Here is a 16,530-nt window from a genome sequence, read left to right as displayed (position 1 = left end):
TGCGGTGACGTTAAGCTGGCTGGGGAGCCATCATGTCTAAGTTGTTAACGATCTCGGTGGTGATCGCCGCCACAGGTTTGGTTGCATGCACACATACGGCCAAGCGAGGCGATAGCGCTGCTGCTCCAGCCTATGCCGAGTATCAAAGGTGTACACGCGCCGCTGCATGGTCCATGGCGCGAACCAACCAGTCGGTCGACGCGGTTGTCTCAAAGGCAATGGCCTCCTGCAAGCGAGAGGAAGAGGCACTTCACTCGACCTTGATGGCGGTAGGCGCAACGAAGACGCTCGATGAACTCAAGGCAGATCAGGCTCAGTCGCTGAAGGCTTCCGTTACGGTTCTTCGAGGCGATCGCCTCTGAATGCCACGCCGCCCATGCTAGGATGATCGGCAACTCCGAGCGCGAACCCTCATGTCCAAGCTTAGACAATTCGGTTTCTACAGTCTGGTGCTCGCATTGACCGTCTTGGTCTCTCGCGCCGCCTACAACTGGCAGCGCCTCGTATCGGACCCAATCGACGCGCTGCAGGCATGCCTGATTGTAGGATTGGGTGGGGGCGCCTTGGTGACAATCGCGCTTAATCTTCCTATCGGCAGGCGGGCCAAGAAATAGCACGATCAAGCAGGCTAGACCGCTCGCTACCCACCCCGGTTCGCCCGCGCCTTCGGTGGTTTGCCGCCGAGGAGCCCAGGTCGGCCCCTTGCTCCCACGCCCTGGCGCAGACATACGGGCCAAAGCCTCGTCCGTCTGCCTGCTTGAAGTCGATTGCCTGTTCAGGCGAATTGGTTGCGGAGGCAGGATTCGAACCTGCGGCCTCCAGCTTATGAGGCTGGCGAGCTGACCTGGCTGCTCTACTCCGGCAAAGGCTGCCGCTGAGAGCCTCTCGGCTCTCTGGGAGCGCGGTGCGCTCGGTGGAAGGTGCGTTGCTCACACCTTCGGCGACAGTGGCGATTTGATGCCAATATTCGCGGCTATTGTCACCACCCCTTCGGAGGCCCGAAATTCTCATTCAAACCCCCTAGGACGGTTTGATTGGAGGCATATTTTGTTTTTATATCATCCTAAAATCGGACTATATTTATTGACATTGTCCGAAATTCGGATTAGGTTTGTTTCATCGAACGACGGGGACGGCGATGGGCAAACTCTTTCAGATCGGCAACATCATCATCCGGGTGTATGCCAATGATCATCTGCCCCCGCACTTCCATGTCGTCGCCCCTGACTTCCAGGCGCTGGTCGAGATCGAGACGCAGCGCGTGCTGAAAGGCTCGATCAAGTCCAACCGCAAGGAAGTCGAGGCCTGGGTTTCCGCCAACATCGAAACGATCAAGGCGGAGTGGAATCGGATCAACCCCCGCTTCCCGATCGCGTGAGAGGAGAGAGCCATGACTGAGGAACTGCCGAGGATCGAGTCCGTCGAGACGTTGGTCCCGCTCACGCTGCAGATCAAGTGGAAGGCCGGGGGCGTGTCGACGGTCAATCTTTCGGGTTGGATCGCGACCGGTGGTGATCTCCTGGCGCCGCTTGCGCACGCTCCGCTGTTCGCCTCCGCTCATGTTGCTGAGTATGGAACCTCCGTTGCCTGGGGCGAGGATGACGACTGGATGATCGATGCCGAGCATCTGCGGCTTCTTGCCGAGGAGCAGGCGCCGATCGACGTCGCCGCATGGCAGGAAAAGGCGCGCCTGTCGAACCACGAGGCGGCCGATCTGCTGGGGGTCTCTCTGAGCACCTGGAACCTGTACAAGGCCGGGGAGCTGGGCAGGGGCGCCAAAGTAGTAGCAATCGCGCTACGGGCGGCGATGCGGGATCCGCTGATCATGCAGGCGCATTACCGGCCGAGGAAGGCGGGGCGTCCGAAGAAGGAGGCGGTGGCGTAGTTACCGAGGAAGTAAGGCGTCAAGGCGTGTTTTCGCGCGCACGACGGGCGGCATGTGACACAAACGTGAAATGATAGCTCGCCGTCTAACGCGCCGATTGCAGGATAGGCCTGAATCGTCCCATTAAATGGGGATTCTGGGCTGAGGTAGGTTCGTGGCGCGCATTACATATACGCAACGATGGGTTGACAACGATGTCAACTCATGACCATCTGCGAGCGCTGGTGGACGACGGAGAGCTCGTGCTTTTTGATCGTCGACGGCGAAGGCGCTTTGTGCGTCGCGTCTGGTTGTACAAGTCAGTCGCACGACGTTTGGATGAAGGTCTCGCTGACCGAGATGGTGACGAATATGGCGTATGGTTGGGTCTTTCAACGTCGATCCAGCATTTCTGCGAGGGTGGTGCCGTCGTTGATAGCCACCTTTTGGCGCCAGCCAGAGCCACGAAGCGTAACGGCTCCCCCGGACTGGGAGTCTGGAAATTGCAATATAAAGGTTTTCCAGAAGCTCGTTTAATCGGGGGGTTCATCGTTCCCGGTGATTTCATTGGGTTGGTTGCAGCGTCTCGCGCTGATTTGGCGGGGCACTATAACGAAGCCATTGATATGTGTTGCGAGCTTTGGCTGAAACTCTTTCCTAACTTCAATCGTTGCAACACTTCCATCGAGTCCCTGTGTGTTGAGGCATCCAATGTCAACTAAGAAGAGAAAACTGGATTGGCTCCGAGCGGAACTTCCCATCGCGGAAGCGGTCTCCCACGCCCAATTGGACGCGTATGCGGTGCTCAAGAAGGCGTTCAATCTGCGAGCCGAAAAGGGCATGACGCTTTCGAAGCTGGCCGAGAAACTAGATCGTAACAAATCTCAGGTTTCGCGCTTGTTGAACGGCGCCGGCGCTGGCATGACTTTGGAGTCCCTTGCCGCTTATCTCGCCGTTTTGGAACACGATTTGTTTCTTGCGGCAGTTCCCTATGAAGAGATGCCATCTCTGGAGAACGACGCCCTCAGTGTGCTCCATCCTAAAGTGGAGACGCGTGCAATTCCATCGGTGACGATGAGCAGCCATTCCTATTTCATCGTGCACTCGCCGGTAGAGATGGCTGTATCTCAGCCCGTGTCTGAAAAGGCTCGATTCAAATCGCATCTGGTTCCGTGCACATGATCAAGCTGATCACGGCAATCGTATGCGATCAGGTGCGGTTTGAGGTTGGCTCGAAACTTATACTTATCGGGTGCTATCATAGCGTAGTTGGCGTCCCGCAGTTACCCGCCAAGGTGCCCCTATCTTGGGTAGTCGTGGCCGATATGCCTGAGATAGGATCATCAAAGGTCGTTTTTGAAGTTCTGTTAGACGGCAGAAAAAAGCCCCTGGCTCAGTTCGATTCCGAAATTGAAGTAACCGGACCGGACTATGGAGCACTTCTCCCAATTCCTATGATCGACGTCCATGTTGACAGACCAAGTGTTGTGAATCTTCGGGGCCGAGTGAACGATGGTTCCTGGAAATCATTAAAGAAAGTTCGAATTTTACATTTAAAATCAATTCAAGATAGTGAGAATCAATGAAATAAAACTGCCGTGATCGGGGGAGACTAGCAAGTATTATCTAGTCGAGCAATTTGTGCCTGCACGACCCGTTTTTATATGTTCAACGATGGCTCAGGCCTTCGGCAATCACCCTTGCCCCCGCAAACCGCCAACGATCCAGACTCGTCCGGCTGATGACCTTGTCGGGCGAGCACTCAGCCGGCTTCACGATGACCGTCGCCTGCATGAGGCCCTTGTTCGCCAGTTCGCGTTCAAGGCGGATGACGGCATTCGCGCGGATGCGCTCGACCCGCTCACCGTCCGCAGCCGCCAACTTCATGTTCGCCCAGGCCGCAACTTCGCCGGCCGCCGCCTTCCGCTGCACACCCCGTCGCTCATTGATCTCGCGCTCGACGACACGAGCGATCTCGGCCGCTTCCTTCGCGCGCCCCTGCAGCACCCCATCAATCGAGCGACCCCAGGCCTTGCACATCGCCCAGAGATTGAGCGCGTCGGCTGCCAGGGGCTGATCCGAGAGGAACTGCACCGGCCAGGCCAGAACCTCTTCCATGCGGCTGATCTGGGCTTTGGTGAGGGCGCGCTGATACTCCCGGCCGTCAGAGCGGAAGGAATACTCCTCGCCCATCTCGCGCACGATCGCCGGCCAGCCACTGCCGGGGTGCTTCGGGCCGACAGCGCCAGGGATTCGGCGCAGCGTCTCGAAGGCGTCGACCATGCAGGTCATCACGGCCTTGATCCTGTCGGCACCGGCAGGGGAGTTGAGATCGATATCCAACTGAACATCATGGCTTCGGGCGAGATCGCGAGCGAGCATCAAATTCCATTCCTATGAGATAAGGTCGATCTAAGATCCGGCGTTGAAAAGCTGCAGAAAGGTCGAGCACGATGTCGGAAGCGGGAGACCAGGTTATGCGGGCCCAGATCACTATGCTGACCGTCGCGCTCGAGGCGTTGGTGCGATCCTTGGAAGCTGCCGGAACGCTGATGCCTGGGCAGTACGCTGCATCTCTCTCGGCGGATCTTGAAAATCCCGACCTTCATCTGCCACCAATGGCCCGTGAACTTCTCGCAGCGTTTCGCCAGCAGATGATGTGAGGGCAGGGAGGCCGCCATGTCCGACGAAGAACGCGACGTTATGAAATCGATGATCGAGGCCAACGCCGCTGCGATCGAGGTGCTGGTGCTTTGCCTGGAGCGGAATGGGGTGCTGGAGCGCGGGCAGTATCCGGAAGCGTTGCGGGAGCACATGGATCTCAATGTCCAGAAGATGTCGCCAATGGCGCTGGCGCTACTGGCGGACATCAGGGAAAGCCTGTTGCACTGACACCCCGCCATGAGCGCGAGAAGGAGGAGGATGCGGGGTCATTGGAGAGCACCCACAGAACGCAGGTAGTCGAGGCCAGCCGGAGTTATTTCTACTACTTGGCAATTCCAAACCTTTTTTCTGCTCCGGCTCATATCCTGATAATAGCTCGTGACTTGGCACAGGCCGGTTTCTTTCAGTCGGAGCAAAACAACCAGCGGCTTGTCTTGAAGCTCATGAGCGGCCTTCTTGCTAAGAAGCACCAAGGAACGCAGTTCCCTTTCCGAAAGCCTGATCATAGGTCCTCCCCCTTCGGGGCCTCCGGTGGTGATGGAAGGGGGCGGAAGTGGGTGGGTGGCCGATTAGGGCTGTCTCCGGGATATCCGACAACAACTCGAGCCGGTAGCTTCGCCTGCTTATGGGCGCCCGTGACCTTCTCCGGATAGTACAGCAGATATTCCATCTCTGGGTCAGCTTCCTCCACCGGCCTCCATGCAGCCCGCTCGGCCGCTTCGAGGGCGGCGGTGGCCTCTGCGTAGAACGCCTCTAGCGGCTGGATGGCGCCGGCCTTGCGGGCTATCTCTTGCAGCACCTCTGCGGCAGCCCGCTTCATTTTTTCCGTAATCATGGGGATTCCTCGATCCACGGCTTGAACTCGTCAGGGATGATCACGTTCGAAGGAGCGCCCTTGAACATCGGAGCGATCTGCTCGGGCTTGTAGCCGGCCAGGCCACAGCCGATCGGCGTGAGGCGGAAGGTCAGTTCGGGATAGCTAGTGGCGAAGTCCTTAAACCGGACGACTCCAAGCTCAATCTGGTAGAGGTTCAACGAACGTATCCACTCATCCTTCGTCGGGATGGCGTAGCTGTTGCCCTGCAATCCCTCGCCCTGGCCGTAGATCGCGCCATGGTGCTGGCGAGCATGGAGCGCTGCGCCCTTGCCATGGGCTCCTCGAAGATTTGACCCAAAAACAAAGATCTCTCGGTTCATGGGGATTCCTCAATCAGGGCGCGAATGGCGGCGGCGCGGTTGCGCAACACAGCGCGCACGGTCCGCAGCTCTTGCGCTGTCATCTCTCCGGCCATCAGCAATAGCTGGTCCGCATTCAGACCTAGCAGACTGGCCGCCTCCTCAAGCGCTGCCGTACGAGCCTCGGCGCGGGCTTGGGCCATCATGCATTCGTAGGCGCGTTGGCTAAAATGCACGCCCGTCTTCTGTTTAGGTGTCATGCCGCACCGCCTTTGCGGGCGCGCTTTGCTTCCCAATCTTGGCGCTTATTCTCGCGCAAGATCCTGTTGCAAACTCGCTCTAAGGTCTTGTCGACCAGGGTTTGCGCCACCTCTCGGATATCCTCTCGATAGTCGATATCCGGCAGCCATAAGCAGTGATGACGAAGGACATGCATGTGTCCTGCCAAATCGGCTCGCTCGGCCCTCAGCGCCGCCAGCACTGCATCGCCGGGGGCGGGTGGGGTGTGCGCGATACGTACACGTTCCATTGCCTCGTAGATTTCAGCAGCGTGCCCTAGACAGAAGCCAGCCATTATCAGGTGCACGGCTTTGGACTGGATCACCTCGTATCCAGCATTCATCATTGCCTCAGGCAAATCTTTTGCCCCATCCACCTCCCCCGCCTGCGCTGAGGGGGCGGGAGGGGTAGCCTTAGAGCCTAGATCAAACCTGACCAAACCTTTGGGGCCTTCGACGTAAGCGAACTCCCTCTCCCCCGCCTGCGCGCCTTCCCGGCTGGCGAGGGCGGTGAGAGGTCGATTTTCATACTGTGCTCGGATCGCCGCAGCAGAATTATGAGCATGCTCCTGCCGGTTCCATCCTTCTTCATCGTCTCCTGCACACTCGTCGAGGCAATCAAGCGCCTTACCCAACAGGCGACACCAAAAGTCAGCTTCCCGATCAATCATGGCGCTTCTCCAGGGCGGCGCGGGCAACTTGCTTGATGCGGGCATAGTTCGCCTGCCAGCGATTGTCCCCGAGGTTGCCTTCGGCGATATTGCGAAGCGCGGTCTCCAGCTCCGCAATCCTGGCCTGGTCGGGCTCGTAGGCGCGGGTGTTCCAGGCTGTGATGGCGCCATATTTGGTTAATTCTGCTGCGCCTTCAGCCAGGCATCCCTCACACCGATACCAGAAGACGGATGTCTCCATGGCATGGATGTCGTCCGAATTGCAGAACGGGCACGGCTTCAGCTCAACCGACATCGCTATTGCCTCCCTTGCCGGGTGCGGGAGGGCGGCTGCAGCGCGCTCGCACCAGTTGGCCATTTCGCGTGCTTCCTTGTCGCCGGTGTAAATTCCGGCGTACGTGCGAAGCTTGCGGGCGATGCCGTTCAGGTGATCAGCGTCGATCGTATGGCCGCCCCAGCCGTAGTAGGTTGTGGGTCTCTGCCACGCGGGAAACGCCCCGCCGGTCGCGGTCTTGGTCATGGGTGGGGCCTCGCTTCAAGGATGGCGCGTCCGATCAGTTCGGGGATCTGGGGGACTACGGCGTTTCCGAGGGCTGCAGCTCGGTCCATCCGGTTGGAAAACCCATGACCCACTCGACCCACAACGGGTTCAACCGGCCAAGATGGGAGGCGCCCTGTTCGATGTAATAGTCCAGTCGGTCGCGAAGCCGGCTCTTTCCGCTCTTTCGAACCATCGCTCCCGCCGAACTGCCTTTGCGCATGCTCTTGGTCGGGGTAGGCAATAATCCAGACGCGATCCCGGGCGTGAGGGGCACCAAAGGCGGAAGCCGGTATGCAATGCCATTCCGCATCAAACCCGATCTCGGCCAAGTCTCCGAGTACACGGTGTAGCCCTCGACCAAGCAAAGCTGAGACGTTCTCCACGATGACGAATTGCGGTCGTATCGCGCTAACCAGTCTGGTGATCTCTGACCAAAGCCCAGACCTCTCGCCAGCCAGACCGAGTCTCGGGCCGGCGTTGCTGACATCTTGGCAGGGGAAGCCTCCGCAGATGACATCGACGGAAATTCCATCTGCTGCCAGTCGCTCTGCGGTGAGCGTGCGGACGTCTTCATAGCAGGGGACATTGGGCCAGTGCTTCTTGAGTACCTTGCGGGGGAATGGCTCGATCTCGCAGAAGGCGACCGTCTCAAAGCCGCCTGTCCGTTCAAGGCCGAGGCTGAAACCGCCAATGCCAGAAAACAGGTCGAGGACGCGGAACTTGGTCGCTGGTTGACCTTTCGCCAAAGCCCGTAGCTCTGCGTCTTTCTTCTCAAGGTCGGGGTGGGTGAGGTCTGGGGTCATGGCGTCACAACCTCGAACTTTTGGCCCCAATAGGAATTGTGGGAATAGCGCTGGCTGTCGTCCGGATGGGGTTTCCTGACCCGCACGATGATTGTGTTGCAGTAGGTTCCGACGCTGGCGAACGATCCGGCCGGCAGGTCCGCGAAGGATCCCTCCATGTCGACCATCAGCTGCCGGAACGCCTTGCTCTTCTTCGTGTCGCGGAACTCAGTGCTGGCGGACATGACCGCGATCAGGAAGCCGCCGGGGCGCAGGAACTTCAGGGCATGGACGACATGATCGATGTCGCGTTCCCGGTCGAAGGGCGGGTTCATGACGACACGGTCGTAGAGATCGCCATCAGAAGGCGGCATCAATTTCAGGAAGTCCGCAGTTCTGACCTCGCGATAGCGGCGACTATCCCTCAGCTCGCGCGCCCGCTCGCCATGGATCTCGACGCAGTCGACGATGCAGCCGGCCGCCACCAACCGGCGAGCCAGGGCACCGGTACCTGCCGACGGTTCCAGCACCGTCAGAGGTGGATAGCCGTCCTTCTTGAATAGGGGGACGGCATCGATGACGCGATCGGCAGCGGCATCGGGCGTGGGGTAGAAGCCATAATTCTTCGCAAGCGATGTCTTCGGCGTGTTCAGGCCGCCATCGTCGTCGGCCTCTCGATCTTCAGGGATCGGCGCGCCGTAATATTCGCCGAGTAACTGGTTGACCTTGCGCAGCAGATCATCCCGCTTGAACCAGAGATGGGCGTTGCCGTTCTTGAAGGCGCGGACCCGGAAATACTCGGTCTCGGTGAAGGATTGCCGAGCACCCCAACCGCTGCGGGATTGGTCGATGGCGGCGACGAGGCCGGCATAGTTTTTCGGAACGGGCTTGCCGTCGAGCACCATGAACGTCCGCTCGATATCTTGGATCGTGTCGCGCTCGTTGCGGTAATAGTTCCAGGAACCGTAGGAGTTGAAGGCCATCGTCAGGATGACCCGGCCGCCGATCTTCCATCCGTCATGCGACCGGAATCGACGGTCCAGGTTCGAAAAGCACTCGGCAATCCCGCGCTTGAATATGGTGTCCGCGTCCAAGGCGAACTTCTCTAGCGTGGCGACCACGTTCTCGATCGTGACCTCGGGCGGATCCTTCTGCAATTGGGCGCGGAATTCATCCTTGGCTTTCTTGTCCATCAGGCTTTCGAGATCGGTCATCACGATCAGGTGCGCCCAGACGTCGGTATCGATCATACGGCGCGCGGTGGTTATGAAATCGTCGCGCAGCGGCAGCGCCAGGCCGGACAGGAAGCCGCTCTTTTCTTCCTTGGCGTGGTGGTTCATGCCGGTCTGTGTCGGCGCGGCTCGCAAGGTGGCGTCCAAGGCCGCGCGCAAGGCCTCGCTGGCATTGCCGAGGGCGGCGTGCGCTGCCTCGTAGAGCTCGATCGCCATGTTTCGGTGTGCAACGATGCCGTCGATCGTGGCGCGGGGTACGATGGCGTTCATCTCAGCAATCCCTGGCAGAGCGCGCCGATGCCGAGAGCGGAGAGGTAGGCCATCGCGCAGATCGCAAAGACCGTGAGCAGCGTGGCCGGAGATGCGGGAGGGGACATGTGCGCCTCTGAAAAAGTTTACATGAATATCCCTAGCGTATATTGTGGACGCCTTCAAGGATAAAAATATACGTGAGGTTCATCGTGATTGACCAGGGCGCTACCGCCGCATACGTTGCGGCCATGATCACCCCGGCCCAAATCCGTGCCGCTCGGGCGCTCCTCGGCTGGAAGCAGGTCCAGCTGGCCGAGGCGTCTGGCGTTTCTGAAATCTCGATCAAGAACATCGAGCGCGGCGCTACCGATGCGAAGGCGAGCACGCTCGCGTCGATCCAGGAAGCCTTCCGTGGCGCCGGCGTCGTTTTCCTCGAGCCAGGTGACATGCGGCAAGGCGGGGCAGGGGTGCGCTTCGAGCAATAGCGACCCCAGGCGCGCCCTCCGCGCCGAACCCAGGATTGCAGCCAAAGAGGGCCCCTGTGACAGCCTCCTACAGACCGGTCGTTCCGCCTCGACGTAAGTTTCGCTCCTTGGAGTGGAGCATCGCGGCGCTTTACGCGGAGGCTGCCGACATTGAGAAGGCTCTAGGCCTAACCTTCCAGAAGCGGAGCGAGGACGGCCTGGGAACCTTCCTGTCGATGTTCGGCGAGTTTTGCTATGGCCGCTGGTCAACGATGTTTGAGATATCGGCGAGCCCTGCAAAATTCTTCGAGCTCCAGGTCGAGTCCGAGGACGCAAATGAGGAGTTCGCGCGGACGTTCCTCGAAATGACCGGTTTGGATCAATTTCCGCATGTGCTGACCGAGAATTGGCCATGACCTTGGCGAGAGGGACGATCACCGCACCCCCTTCGCCATCTTTCCCAGAAACCGCGTCGCCCCGACCGGATCCTCGGTGATCGCGCGCATCCAGAGGTCGTGATAGCTGCCGACGCTGCGGTTGCTAGCCTGGGCCATCTCGGCGAACTTCTTCGCGATCCGATGATGAGACCGGCCGCTGATGATGCGCGTTGCACCGCGGCGCCCGGGTGCCGCCTCCATGCGTTTCAGGATGCGCCCGATCGCCTGGTTGGTGCGGCCGGTGATGGCTGCGATCTCGCGCTGGCTCATTCCCTCGGTCTTCGAGAGGTAGAGCACGAAGCCCCTGAACTCCGAAATGCTCATGGTTTCTATTTTTTCACCCGTATACTTTGCGAGGTCAGCGGGGGCGGATTTGTTGGCGGCGGTCATCGTTGGCACCTCAGAACGGGATGAGATCGCGGTTGATCGTGGTGAATTCGACTGGATCCCGGACCTTGGCGAAGGCGAGGGCGGCCAGGACGAAGAAGCTCTGACCCCGGTTCTGTTCGGCCAGGCGCTTGGCTTCGGCCGCAGCGGACTCGTAGCTCGTGTGGCGGTACCGCGGGTTCTGGCCGTTGGGGTTCCAGACGAGGTAAAATTCATCGGTATCGGCGGTCATGCGGCTTCTCCGGGGCGGGCACGGCGTTGACGTTCCGCGCTGACTTCGGCGCGGGCTCTTTCGAGGATTTCGGGGGTGATCTTGGTTCCGGGCGCACCTGGTGGCGGTGAGTTGAACGGCCAGTCGTTGCCGCGCTCGATGTACTGTCGGGCTTGCTGGACGAGATGGCGCTCGGTCAATTCGGGCTTGGGCTGCTCGGTAGGCGGCGCAACAGCCCTGGGTGGCTCAGCGGCGCCGTCGGTGATGATCTTGGCGTAATAGGTCCAGGTCTTGCCCTTGCGGCCCCCGGCCTTGGCTGAGCGCAGCGCCGGCAGGACGTGGCGATCTAGCGACCATCCGGCTTCGATCAGGTCGGCTATGGGCCCGATGACCAGCAATCCAGGGGAGGGATCGTTTTCAATCCCAGCTGCCTCCCGGCACCTGATTTCGAGATCTTCAAGCAGCGCAGCTTGCGACGCGCGGCCTTCAGGCGGCTGCTGCTCAGGATTTGGTTCTTCTCCCTTAAGATCCCTTCCATTCCATTCCCTTCCGTCGGCTACCGTTCGTAGAGCGTTCGGCGAATGGGGCTTGATATTTGAGGGGGCATTCGTCGACGGAGCGGGGATTTTCGACGGTTGAGGCTTGTCGATCTTCTGGTGTTTCCACCCTGTGATCTGGATATATTCAATGTTTTCAATGGTGTAGATCAGTAGGAGACCATTCGACGCCAATTCGTCGATCATTCCACGAACAGTCTCCGACGAAAAATCATCCGAGGGGAAAATCTGAGCCTTGATGCGTTTGGCCGAGTTCGTCATCCGCCCGGCATCGTCAGCAAAATTCCAGAGTCCGATGAAGAGCAAGCGAGCGTTCGGCGAACACTCCATGACCTGTTCCGATGACCAGAATTCGGGCTTGATGGTGCGGATCCTGGCCACGGTCAGTACCTCGTCTTGTCTTCGACCGAATTCAACGAGACTTCGCACCAGAAATGGCGGGTCCCGGTCGGGCCGAGGCGGTTCTTGTCGATGATGAGTTCGAAGTCGTTCTTGATGCGGAGCATCTCGTCGAGCGCGTCCGGATCGTCGGCTTTGTATTTGGCCGTCTTCTCCAGGTAATAGGCCGGCCGGTAGAGCAGTCCGACGCAATCGGCGTGCTCCTCGATATTTCCTGATTGGCGGAGATCGGCCATCGTCGGCCGCTTGTCCTCGCGCCCTTCGACGCCGCGGTTGAGCTGGGCCAGCATCACCATCGCGACACCGAGTTCCTTGGACAAAGTCTTGCCGGCGAGGGCGAGCTCACCTTGCTCGATCGTGGCGTTGCCCTTGTAGCGATCGGTGACCTTAAGAAGCCCGAGATAGTCGATGAAGACGACCTTGAGCTCCTTGCCGATCTTGGCCAGGCGTTCCTTCTGGAGCCGGGCCCTGGCTGCGATCTGGGCCATCGAGATGCCGCCGGTACAGTCGAAACGCAGAGGCCATTCCTGCATGCGCAGCGCGGCTTCGGACACCCGCTCGTGGTTGTGGTCGTCGACCTGTCCGGTGAGGATGTCGCGATAGCTCAGCGGGCTCGATGATCGGGCCAGGTCAGCAGCGATTACGCGCGCCGCGGTTTCCTCGTCGTCGATCTCTAAACTGAAGAACATGACGCCATGGCCGGCGCGGGCGATGCGGCGCGCTTGCGCTAGGGCGAGAACGGTTTTGCCTTGCCCGGGGCGGCCGGCTTGGACATAGAGGCGGCCGGACCTGAAACCGCCACCGATCGCCTTGTCGTATTCGGCGAGACCGGTACTGACAACGGATTCGGACTTGCCGGCCCTGATCTCGGTGATGCGCTGGGCGACCTTCTGGGCAGCCTCGCCGACGGTCGCGGATTTGTCCTCGCTCTCCTGGGTATCCTCGCGAAGCTTGTCGAGACGCTTCCAGGCCTCATCCAGGGCTTCACTTGTTGTTTTGGCGTTGTCGGGTGCAGCGCGGAGCTCTTCGCCGACGGCGGCGATCTGCCGGGCGACGAAAGCCTGCCTGACAGCCCGCGCATAGTCCTTGGCACCGATGACGGTTGTAGCCTCGGCGGCGAGGCGGATTAGGTATTGCTGGGTCCGGATCCCAGGGGCGACCTCGACATCCGGCAGAGCCTGGCGAAGCGTGATCGCGTCGACCTTGACCCCGTCGCGGATCTGGCGGCCGATGAGATCGAAGATCGTGCGATGCAGGGGCTCGTAGAAGTCTTCCGGCTTCACGACATCAGCAACGGCGCCATAGGCTTCGTTGTTCAGCATGATGGCGCCGAGCATTGCCTGTTCGGCTTCGACGGACGCGATCGGGCGGGGCGGGAGAGGGGCCATCGCGTTCATTGCGCCACCCCGTCAAAGAGACTTGCCATCGGACGGGCCTGGTCCAGCGCTGCGCAGGCCTGTGGATTGATCCAGAGAACTTCGGTGCGCTCGCGTGCGCCGTCGGCCATAGCGACGGTTTCGATACGACGCCAATCGGGTAGCAACTCATCGTATAGTGGTGCGGGGTAGCCGGAGAGGACCACCATTCCCTCGAGCTCGCACAGGAACACGAGCAGCTCTTCATGATCCGCCGGCGTCAGCTCGTGGCGATACATGCGCCAGGCAAGGTCGTACTTATTTCCGCGAGCTCGAGTTTCCGGTAGATACGGGGGATCGACGTAGTGGAGCGTCGTCGGTCCATCGTGGGTGGCCATCACCAGTTTGGCGTCTCGATTTTCGACGACCACACCGGCGAGCCGCGCGATGAGGGCCGGCAGCGCAGCTGGATAGTTGCGCCAGTCCGTTGCCGGTGTGGTTCCGGAGCGTGAGGAGTTCCCGCGAAATCCGGTTGAGCGATGCCCTTTCTGCTGGCTGCTGTGCGCATTGGAACCAAAGCCCATAAAGGCTCGGATTATTAAGCGCCTCGCGCGTTCAACCTCGTCGTCAGTGTGCTCGTAGGCAGACAGGAACTCTGTGCGGGCGAAAGGCGTCAGCTCGAGCTCACGGCTCAAACGTTCAGACTGCCCAGGATCCCGGAGGACTCGGAAGAGACCCACCACTTCGTCGTCGAGGTCGTTGTAGACCTCGGCGTAACTGCGCTCCTTCCGCAGTAGGATGGAGGCGGCGCCGCCGAAGGGCTCAACGTAGACACGGTGCGGCGGGAGGTGCTTGAGAATCCATGGAGCCAGGCGCCATTTGCCGCCGTGCCAACGCAAGGCCGGTCTTGTGGGGGGCTGGATGGAGGAATGCACGTTCATACCGCATCCCTCCGCAGCCAGCCCCAGGTCGTTCCGAAGAACGACGCCTGCTTGTCGTAGACGATCCAGACATAGTCGGCCGTGCCACCACCCACCTTGCCGCCGGCGGCGATGTATTCGCCTGGTGGGCAGGAAGGCCTGGGCGTCAGCATCCAGATCCTCGTGGGCGGGATCTCGACATAAAGGCCAGCCGCCCTATCGTCGCCGCCGAGGAAGCGCTTGTCGACGAACACGCACAGCTTGTGCTGGACGAGCGGGAAGGCGGCACGGATGAAAGCCTCTGTGCCCTTGCCGCTGAAGTAGGGAGGGTTCGAGACGATATTGGGGATGCTCTCAGGCTCCCGGGTCTTGGCGTCCTCGAAGAAGTCCAAGCCCTGCGGATTCTCGCGCTGCCGGCGCTCGACAATGTCGGTGCCGTAGGCGGAAATGCCTGCCTGGTGCAGCATCCTCGGGATTGTTCCTGAACCGCAGCAGGGGTCCCAGACCTGGCCGTGAAAGGATTCGACGCGAGCCAGGGCAGACGAGCACCAGGCCTCCTCCTGATACCAGTCGAGGCTTGATCGCTCCCAGACATGTGCCTGTTTGGCGACTGCCGTCACTCTGCTGCCTCCAGGTGGGCCCGACGTTCCGCAGGCGTCCCGGTGCCGGAACAGAGTGAGGCGTGATGCATGCAGTACGACCCATCGAACTTCGGCTCGCCGCAGTAGAATTTCTGGTCGATCGGTTCGTGACCCTTGAACAGCGGGAACCGGCAGTGCCGGCGTCCGAGGTCCAGGATCGTGCGGGGGCCGAAGTCGCCGGGTTGTGGGGCAGGGACCGGTGGCGCAATCCAGATCGAGACCTTTTCCGGTTCGCGCAGTACGAGGGGCTTCGGCCTGGAGGGCGCGAGCGTGATCTCGGGCTTACGGGACCCTGCCGAGCGAGCTGTCGCCGCGGCGCGAGCAGCCTGAGGTGTGCCGCCAGCCTGGCCGAACTTCTTTGGTGGCGAGAACGGGATGCCGAGGCGATGAGCCTTTCCGCAAACCGCGTTGCGCGTCGTGCCGAGAACAGTGGCAATCTCGCTGGCACTCAAGCCTTCCGAACGGAGGCGCTTCAGACTGTCGACAGCTGGTTCATCCCAGTTGAACATTTCAGGCTGCCCTCGCTGCGATCAAATGGGCTTCAGAGCGGATACGCCTCAGGTTCGTGCAGATCCGGGGCTCGTCGAGGTCGAGTGCGGCCGCGATCTCAACGGTGTTGCGGCCCTGAAGCCACAGCCGGGCGGCCTTCTGGATTTCGTCTTCAGTCATGCGGCGTTCCTCAGATCGGCGTTCCAGGCGTGCAGGAAGCGGCCGATGGCGGTGTTGGGAATGGAGAGCACCGGTCGCGCATCCAATTCGGCGCGGAGACGGTCGATCTCATCGCGTGCTGCATCGAGCTGGCGCTTGTAGGTTTGATCCTCAACGACCAAGCATTCGATCCGACGCCTGTGCTCCGAGGCCTCCATCAGCTGGGCCCGGAGCGAGTTCACCTTGGCGGTCAGTTCGGCGATCGTCTTGACCGGCGACGGGTCTGCCTGAGGCACCGCTGCGGGCTTCGACATCTGGGCGACTGCCTCATCCAGTTCCCGGTCGCCGGTGGGTTTGTGACGGGCAGAATATGCGGCGCTGAACAACTGCGTCGCATACCCCGTCGTCGTCATGCCGGCGGTCTTGGCCAGCTTCTGGAGGCCGGCGTAGACGCGACCGTCGAGCGAGATGTTCACCTGCGATTTCGGATAGGTGCTCATGCTGCCTGCAACCTTGCTTTGGCGAGGAGAGGAAGGAGACGATCGTCGTGCTGTTTGGCGAATTTGCCGCAGGCCCACAGCCAAACCCCGCAGGCTTCGGCTTCATCGTGGTTCTTCGCCGGCATGCCGATCTGTTTACAGATGGCCATCGCGCGCCTCTTGGCGTCTGCACCCGGAAGGTTTCCATTGCCGAGCATGTACTTGCGCCAAGTCCCGACGTGGGCGAGCTCGCATCGAATGGAGCGAGAGTTGGCGGCCGAGCGCACCACGGCCGTTAATCCCAGCAATAAAATCGCGCGGTTCTGACCGTCCTTGTCGCCGGAACGGACAAGGGGAGCTTCAAGGACGACGAGCGCCGGCTTGATGGCAAACTCTGCCGCACACCAACGAAGGCATTGGCCGAACGCCATCGTATGATCGGCTGTCACACCTTGACCCAGACCTGTGAATTCCTGCGAGGTCAGGACCGGGATCTGCCCCGGCCTGCCGCGAGCAATCCCCGTCCGGCTGGACGAGACGTCGAGCGCAATGATATCGCCATCGAATGCCAT

General features: G+C 60.4%; 29 protein-coding genes and 1 tRNA gene. 10 read left to right on the top strand and 20 right to left on the bottom strand.

Translation table 11 applies throughout. The features are described from left to right. Positions 1 to 32 precede the first annotated feature (32 nt). Entirely contained in the window at positions 33 to 362 is a 330-nt protein-coding gene (locus U1R88_RS04810; protein ID WP_322430211.1) for a hypothetical protein, read from the top strand. Between the two features lie 423 nt (positions 363 to 785). Here the strand turns inward: U1R88_RS04810 and U1R88_RS04805 are convergent. After that, positions 786 to 864: transfer RNA gene (locus U1R88_RS04805), tRNA-Met, on the bottom strand. 274 nt (positions 865 to 1,138) lie between these two features. Here U1R88_RS04805 and U1R88_RS04800 point away from each other — a divergent pair. From U1R88_RS04800 to U1R88_RS04780, 5 genes are all read left to right on the top strand, one after another. Next, positions 1,139 to 1,378, top strand: a complete 240-nt coding sequence (locus tag U1R88_RS04800) for a DUF4160 domain-containing protein (RefSeq protein ID WP_322430210.1) — start codon at positions 1,139 to 1,141, stop codon at positions 1,376 to 1,378. 12 nt (positions 1,379 to 1,390) lie between these two features. Then, positions 1,391 to 1,885: a hypothetical protein gene (locus U1R88_RS04795; RefSeq protein WP_322430209.1), complete on the top strand. Its 495-nt coding sequence runs from the start codon at positions 1,391 to 1,393 to the stop codon at positions 1,883 to 1,885. Between the two features lie 194 nt (positions 1,886 to 2,079). After that, the gene (locus U1R88_RS04790) at positions 2,080 to 2,586 is read left to right on the top strand and encodes a hypothetical protein (RefSeq protein WP_322430208.1); all 507 of its coding nucleotides are present in this window, start codon (positions 2,080 to 2,082) and stop codon (positions 2,584 to 2,586) included. Then, positions 2,576 to 3,046, top strand: a complete 471-nt coding sequence (locus U1R88_RS04785; protein ID WP_322430207.1) for a helix-turn-helix domain-containing protein — start codon at positions 2,576 to 2,578, stop codon at positions 3,044 to 3,046. Before U1R88_RS04790 ends, U1R88_RS04785 begins: the two co-directional genes overlap by 11 nt. After that, the gene (locus U1R88_RS04780; RefSeq protein WP_322430206.1) at positions 3,043 to 3,450 is read left to right on the top strand and encodes a hypothetical protein; all 408 of its coding nucleotides are present in this window, start codon (positions 3,043 to 3,045) and stop codon (positions 3,448 to 3,450) included. Before U1R88_RS04785 ends, U1R88_RS04780 begins: the two co-directional genes overlap by 4 nt. 82 nt (positions 3,451 to 3,532) lie before the next feature. On the opposite strand, the gene U1R88_RS04775 is transcribed toward U1R88_RS04780, so the two are convergent. Further along, positions 3,533 to 4,246, bottom strand: a complete 714-nt coding sequence (locus U1R88_RS04775; RefSeq protein WP_322430205.1) for a hypothetical protein — start codon at positions 4,244 to 4,246, stop codon at positions 3,533 to 3,535. A 95-nt stretch (positions 4,247 to 4,341) separates the two neighbouring features. On the opposite strand from U1R88_RS04775, the gene U1R88_RS04770 reads away from it, so the two are divergent. Further along, entirely contained in the window at positions 4,342 to 4,527 is a 186-nt protein-coding gene (locus tag U1R88_RS04770; RefSeq protein ID WP_322430204.1) for a hypothetical protein, read from the top strand. Between the two features lie 16 nt (positions 4,528 to 4,543). Further along, positions 4,544 to 4,756, top strand: a complete 213-nt coding sequence (locus U1R88_RS04765; protein ID WP_322430203.1) for a hypothetical protein — start codon at positions 4,544 to 4,546, stop codon at positions 4,754 to 4,756. 38 nt (positions 4,757 to 4,794) lie between these two features. On the opposite strand, the gene U1R88_RS04760 is transcribed toward U1R88_RS04765, so the two are convergent. Genes U1R88_RS04760 through U1R88_RS04725 form a run of 8 tightly spaced genes read right to left on the bottom strand, consistent with a single transcriptional unit; the run spans position 4,795 to position 9,478 of the window. After that, complete coding sequence (locus U1R88_RS04760; RefSeq protein WP_322430202.1) at positions 4,795 to 5,034, bottom strand: hypothetical protein; 240 nt, start codon at positions 5,032 to 5,034, stop codon at positions 4,795 to 4,797. Then, entirely contained in the window at positions 5,031 to 5,363 is a 333-nt protein-coding gene (locus U1R88_RS04755; RefSeq protein WP_322430201.1) for a hypothetical protein, read from the bottom strand. Before U1R88_RS04755 ends, U1R88_RS04760 begins: the two co-directional genes overlap by 4 nt. Next, complete coding sequence (locus tag U1R88_RS04750; protein ID WP_322430200.1) at positions 5,360 to 5,725, bottom strand: A1S_2505 family phage non-structural protein; 366 nt, start codon at positions 5,723 to 5,725, stop codon at positions 5,360 to 5,362. The genes U1R88_RS04755 and U1R88_RS04750 overlap by 4 nt, the downstream gene beginning before the upstream one ends. Further along, positions 5,722 to 5,964, bottom strand: a complete 243-nt coding sequence (locus tag U1R88_RS04745) for a hypothetical protein (protein ID WP_322430199.1) — start codon at positions 5,962 to 5,964, stop codon at positions 5,722 to 5,724. The genes U1R88_RS04750 and U1R88_RS04745 overlap by 4 nt, the downstream gene beginning before the upstream one ends. After that, entirely contained in the window at positions 5,961 to 6,653 is a 693-nt protein-coding gene (locus U1R88_RS04740) for a hypothetical protein (protein WP_322430198.1), read from the bottom strand. Before U1R88_RS04740 ends, U1R88_RS04745 begins: the two co-directional genes overlap by 4 nt. Next, entirely contained in the window at positions 6,646 to 7,173 is a 528-nt protein-coding gene (locus U1R88_RS04735; RefSeq protein WP_322430197.1) for a Lar family restriction alleviation protein, read from the bottom strand. The genes U1R88_RS04740 and U1R88_RS04735 overlap by 8 nt, the downstream gene beginning before the upstream one ends. After that, positions 7,170 to 7,997: a DNA cytosine methyltransferase gene (locus tag U1R88_RS04730; protein ID WP_322430196.1), complete on the bottom strand. Its 828-nt coding sequence runs from the start codon at positions 7,995 to 7,997 to the stop codon at positions 7,170 to 7,172. The genes U1R88_RS04735 and U1R88_RS04730 overlap by 4 nt, the downstream gene beginning before the upstream one ends. Beyond that, positions 7,994 to 9,478, bottom strand: a complete 1,485-nt coding sequence (locus U1R88_RS04725; RefSeq protein WP_322430195.1) for a DUF4942 domain-containing protein — start codon at positions 9,476 to 9,478, stop codon at positions 7,994 to 7,996. The genes U1R88_RS04730 and U1R88_RS04725 overlap by 4 nt, the downstream gene beginning before the upstream one ends. Before the next feature lie 179 nt (positions 9,479 to 9,657). On the opposite strand from U1R88_RS04725, the gene U1R88_RS04720 reads away from it, so the two are divergent. Together U1R88_RS04720 and U1R88_RS04715 are read left to right on the top strand one after the other, a co-directional pair. Next, positions 9,658 to 9,945: a helix-turn-helix domain-containing protein gene (locus tag U1R88_RS04720; RefSeq protein ID WP_322430194.1), complete on the top strand. Its 288-nt coding sequence runs from the start codon at positions 9,658 to 9,660 to the stop codon at positions 9,943 to 9,945. Positions 9,946 to 10,001: 56 nt separating this feature from the next. Then, complete coding sequence (locus tag U1R88_RS04715; protein ID WP_322430193.1) at positions 10,002 to 10,340, top strand: hypothetical protein; 339 nt, start codon at positions 10,002 to 10,004, stop codon at positions 10,338 to 10,340. A gap of 18 nt (positions 10,341 to 10,358) precedes the next feature. Here U1R88_RS04715 and U1R88_RS04710 read toward each other — a convergent pair whose 3' ends face one another. The 10 genes from U1R88_RS04710 to U1R88_RS04665 are packed head-to-tail and all read right to left on the bottom strand — an operon-like array spanning position 10,359 to position 16,530. Next, a complete protein-coding gene (locus tag U1R88_RS04710; RefSeq protein WP_322430192.1) occupies positions 10,359 to 10,751 on the bottom strand; it encodes a helix-turn-helix domain-containing protein in 393 nt (130 codons plus the stop codon). A 10-nt stretch (positions 10,752 to 10,761) separates the two neighbouring features. Next, the gene (locus U1R88_RS04705) at positions 10,762 to 10,980 is read right to left on the bottom strand and encodes a hypothetical protein (protein WP_322430191.1); all 219 of its coding nucleotides are present in this window, start codon (positions 10,978 to 10,980) and stop codon (positions 10,762 to 10,764) included. Beyond that, a complete protein-coding gene (locus tag U1R88_RS04700) occupies positions 10,977 to 11,897 on the bottom strand; it encodes a hypothetical protein (protein ID WP_322430190.1) in 921 nt (306 codons plus the stop codon). The genes U1R88_RS04705 and U1R88_RS04700 overlap by 4 nt, the downstream gene beginning before the upstream one ends. A 2-nt stretch (positions 11,898 to 11,899) precedes the next feature. Then, positions 11,900 to 13,312, bottom strand: a complete 1,413-nt coding sequence (locus tag U1R88_RS04695; RefSeq protein WP_322430189.1) for a replicative DNA helicase — start codon at positions 13,310 to 13,312, stop codon at positions 11,900 to 11,902. Further along, a complete protein-coding gene (locus U1R88_RS04690; protein WP_322430188.1) occupies positions 13,309 to 14,211 on the bottom strand; it encodes a DNA adenine methylase in 903 nt (300 codons plus the stop codon). The genes U1R88_RS04695 and U1R88_RS04690 overlap by 4 nt, the downstream gene beginning before the upstream one ends. Next, positions 14,208 to 14,810 (bottom strand): TRM11 family methyltransferase, encoded by a 603-nt coding sequence (locus U1R88_RS04685; protein ID WP_322430187.1) that lies wholly within the window; start codon positions 14,808 to 14,810, stop codon positions 14,208 to 14,210. Before U1R88_RS04685 ends, U1R88_RS04690 begins: the two co-directional genes overlap by 4 nt. Further along, positions 14,807 to 15,340: a GcrA family cell cycle regulator gene (locus tag U1R88_RS04680; RefSeq protein ID WP_322430186.1), complete on the bottom strand. Its 534-nt coding sequence runs from the start codon at positions 15,338 to 15,340 to the stop codon at positions 14,807 to 14,809. Before U1R88_RS04680 ends, U1R88_RS04685 begins: the two co-directional genes overlap by 4 nt. 1 nt (position 15,341) lies before the next feature. Then, positions 15,342 to 15,500, bottom strand: coding sequence for a hypothetical protein (locus U1R88_RS04675; RefSeq protein WP_322430185.1), 159 nt, complete (start codon positions 15,498 to 15,500; stop codon positions 15,342 to 15,344). Continuing rightward, positions 15,497 to 15,979, bottom strand: a complete 483-nt coding sequence (locus U1R88_RS04670; protein WP_322430184.1) for a hypothetical protein — start codon at positions 15,977 to 15,979, stop codon at positions 15,497 to 15,499. Before U1R88_RS04670 ends, U1R88_RS04675 begins: the two co-directional genes overlap by 4 nt. Then, on the bottom strand, positions 15,976 to 16,530 hold the full coding sequence (locus U1R88_RS04665; RefSeq protein WP_322430183.1) for a hypothetical protein: 555 nt from the start codon (positions 16,528 to 16,530) through the stop codon (positions 15,976 to 15,978). Before U1R88_RS04665 ends, U1R88_RS04670 begins: the two co-directional genes overlap by 4 nt.

Origin of the sequence: Labrys sedimenti, assembly GCF_034424805.1 — a bacterium.
GTDB classification, from domain to species: Bacteria; Pseudomonadota; Alphaproteobacteria; order Rhizobiales; family Labraceae; genus Labrys; species Labrys sedimenti.
This window is presented reverse-complemented; position numbering and strand designations above follow the sequence as displayed.

Coding starts and splice junctions, on each gene's coding strand:
- U1R88_RS04695 (WP_322430189.1), bottom strand. CDS start 13,312: ATGAACGCGATGGCCCCTCTCCCGCCCCGCCCGATCGCGTCCGTCGAA.
- U1R88_RS04740 (WP_322430198.1), bottom strand. CDS start 6,653: ATGATTGATCGGGAAGCTGACTTTTGGTGTCGCCTGTTGGGTAAGGCG.
- U1R88_RS04675 (WP_322430185.1), bottom strand. CDS start 15,500: ATGACTGAAGACGAAATCCAGAAGGCCGCCCGGCTGTGGCTTCAGGGC.
- U1R88_RS04690 (WP_322430188.1), bottom strand. CDS start 14,211: ATGAACGTGCATTCCTCCATCCAGCCCCCCACAAGACCGGCCTTGCGT.
- U1R88_RS04760 (WP_322430202.1), bottom strand. CDS start 5,034: ATGATCAGGCTTTCGGAAAGGGAACTGCGTTCCTTGGTGCTTCTTAGC.
- U1R88_RS04665 (WP_322430183.1), bottom strand. CDS start 16,530: ATGGCATTCGATGGCGATATCATTGCGCTCGACGTCTCGTCCAGCCGG.
- U1R88_RS04670 (WP_322430184.1), bottom strand. CDS start 15,979: ATGAGCACCTATCCGAAATCGCAGGTGAACATCTCGCTCGACGGTCGC.
- U1R88_RS04710 (WP_322430192.1), bottom strand. CDS start 10,751: ATGACCGCCGCCAACAAATCCGCCCCCGCTGACCTCGCAAAGTATACG.
- U1R88_RS04765 (WP_322430203.1), top strand. CDS start 4,544: ATGTCCGACGAAGAACGCGACGTTATGAAATCGATGATCGAGGCCAAC.
- U1R88_RS04785 (WP_322430207.1), top strand. CDS start 2,576: ATGTCAACTAAGAAGAGAAAACTGGATTGGCTCCGAGCGGAACTTCCC.
- U1R88_RS04735 (WP_322430197.1), bottom strand. CDS start 7,173: ATGACCAAGACCGCGACCGGCGGGGCGTTTCCCGCGTGGCAGAGACCC.
- U1R88_RS04750 (WP_322430200.1), bottom strand. CDS start 5,725: ATGAACCGAGAGATCTTTGTTTTTGGGTCAAATCTTCGAGGAGCCCAT.
- U1R88_RS04810 (WP_322430211.1), top strand. CDS start 33: ATGTCTAAGTTGTTAACGATCTCGGTGGTGATCGCCGCCACAGGTTTG.
- U1R88_RS04680 (WP_322430186.1), bottom strand. CDS start 15,340: ATGTTCAACTGGGATGAACCAGCTGTCGACAGTCTGAAGCGCCTCCGT.
- U1R88_RS04770 (WP_322430204.1), top strand. CDS start 4,342: ATGCGGGCCCAGATCACTATGCTGACCGTCGCGCTCGAGGCGTTGGTG.
- U1R88_RS04780 (WP_322430206.1), top strand. CDS start 3,043: ATGATCAAGCTGATCACGGCAATCGTATGCGATCAGGTGCGGTTTGAG.
- U1R88_RS04795 (WP_322430209.1), top strand. CDS start 1,391: ATGACTGAGGAACTGCCGAGGATCGAGTCCGTCGAGACGTTGGTCCCG.
- U1R88_RS04800 (WP_322430210.1), top strand. CDS start 1,139: ATGGGCAAACTCTTTCAGATCGGCAACATCATCATCCGGGTGTATGCC.
- U1R88_RS04755 (WP_322430201.1), bottom strand. CDS start 5,363: ATGATTACGGAAAAAATGAAGCGGGCTGCCGCAGAGGTGCTGCAAGAG.
- U1R88_RS04730 (WP_322430196.1), bottom strand. CDS start 7,997: ATGACCCCAGACCTCACCCACCCCGACCTTGAGAAGAAAGACGCAGAG.
- U1R88_RS04705 (WP_322430191.1), bottom strand. CDS start 10,980: ATGACCGCCGATACCGATGAATTTTACCTCGTCTGGAACCCCAACGGC.
- U1R88_RS04775 (WP_322430205.1), bottom strand. CDS start 4,246: ATGCTCGCTCGCGATCTCGCCCGAAGCCATGATGTTCAGTTGGATATC.
- U1R88_RS04725 (WP_322430195.1), bottom strand. CDS start 9,478: ATGAACGCCATCGTACCCCGCGCCACGATCGACGGCATCGTTGCACAC.
- U1R88_RS04745 (WP_322430199.1), bottom strand. CDS start 5,964: ATGACACCTAAACAGAAGACGGGCGTGCATTTTAGCCAACGCGCCTAC.
- U1R88_RS04790 (WP_322430208.1), top strand. CDS start 2,080: ATGTCAACTCATGACCATCTGCGAGCGCTGGTGGACGACGGAGAGCTC.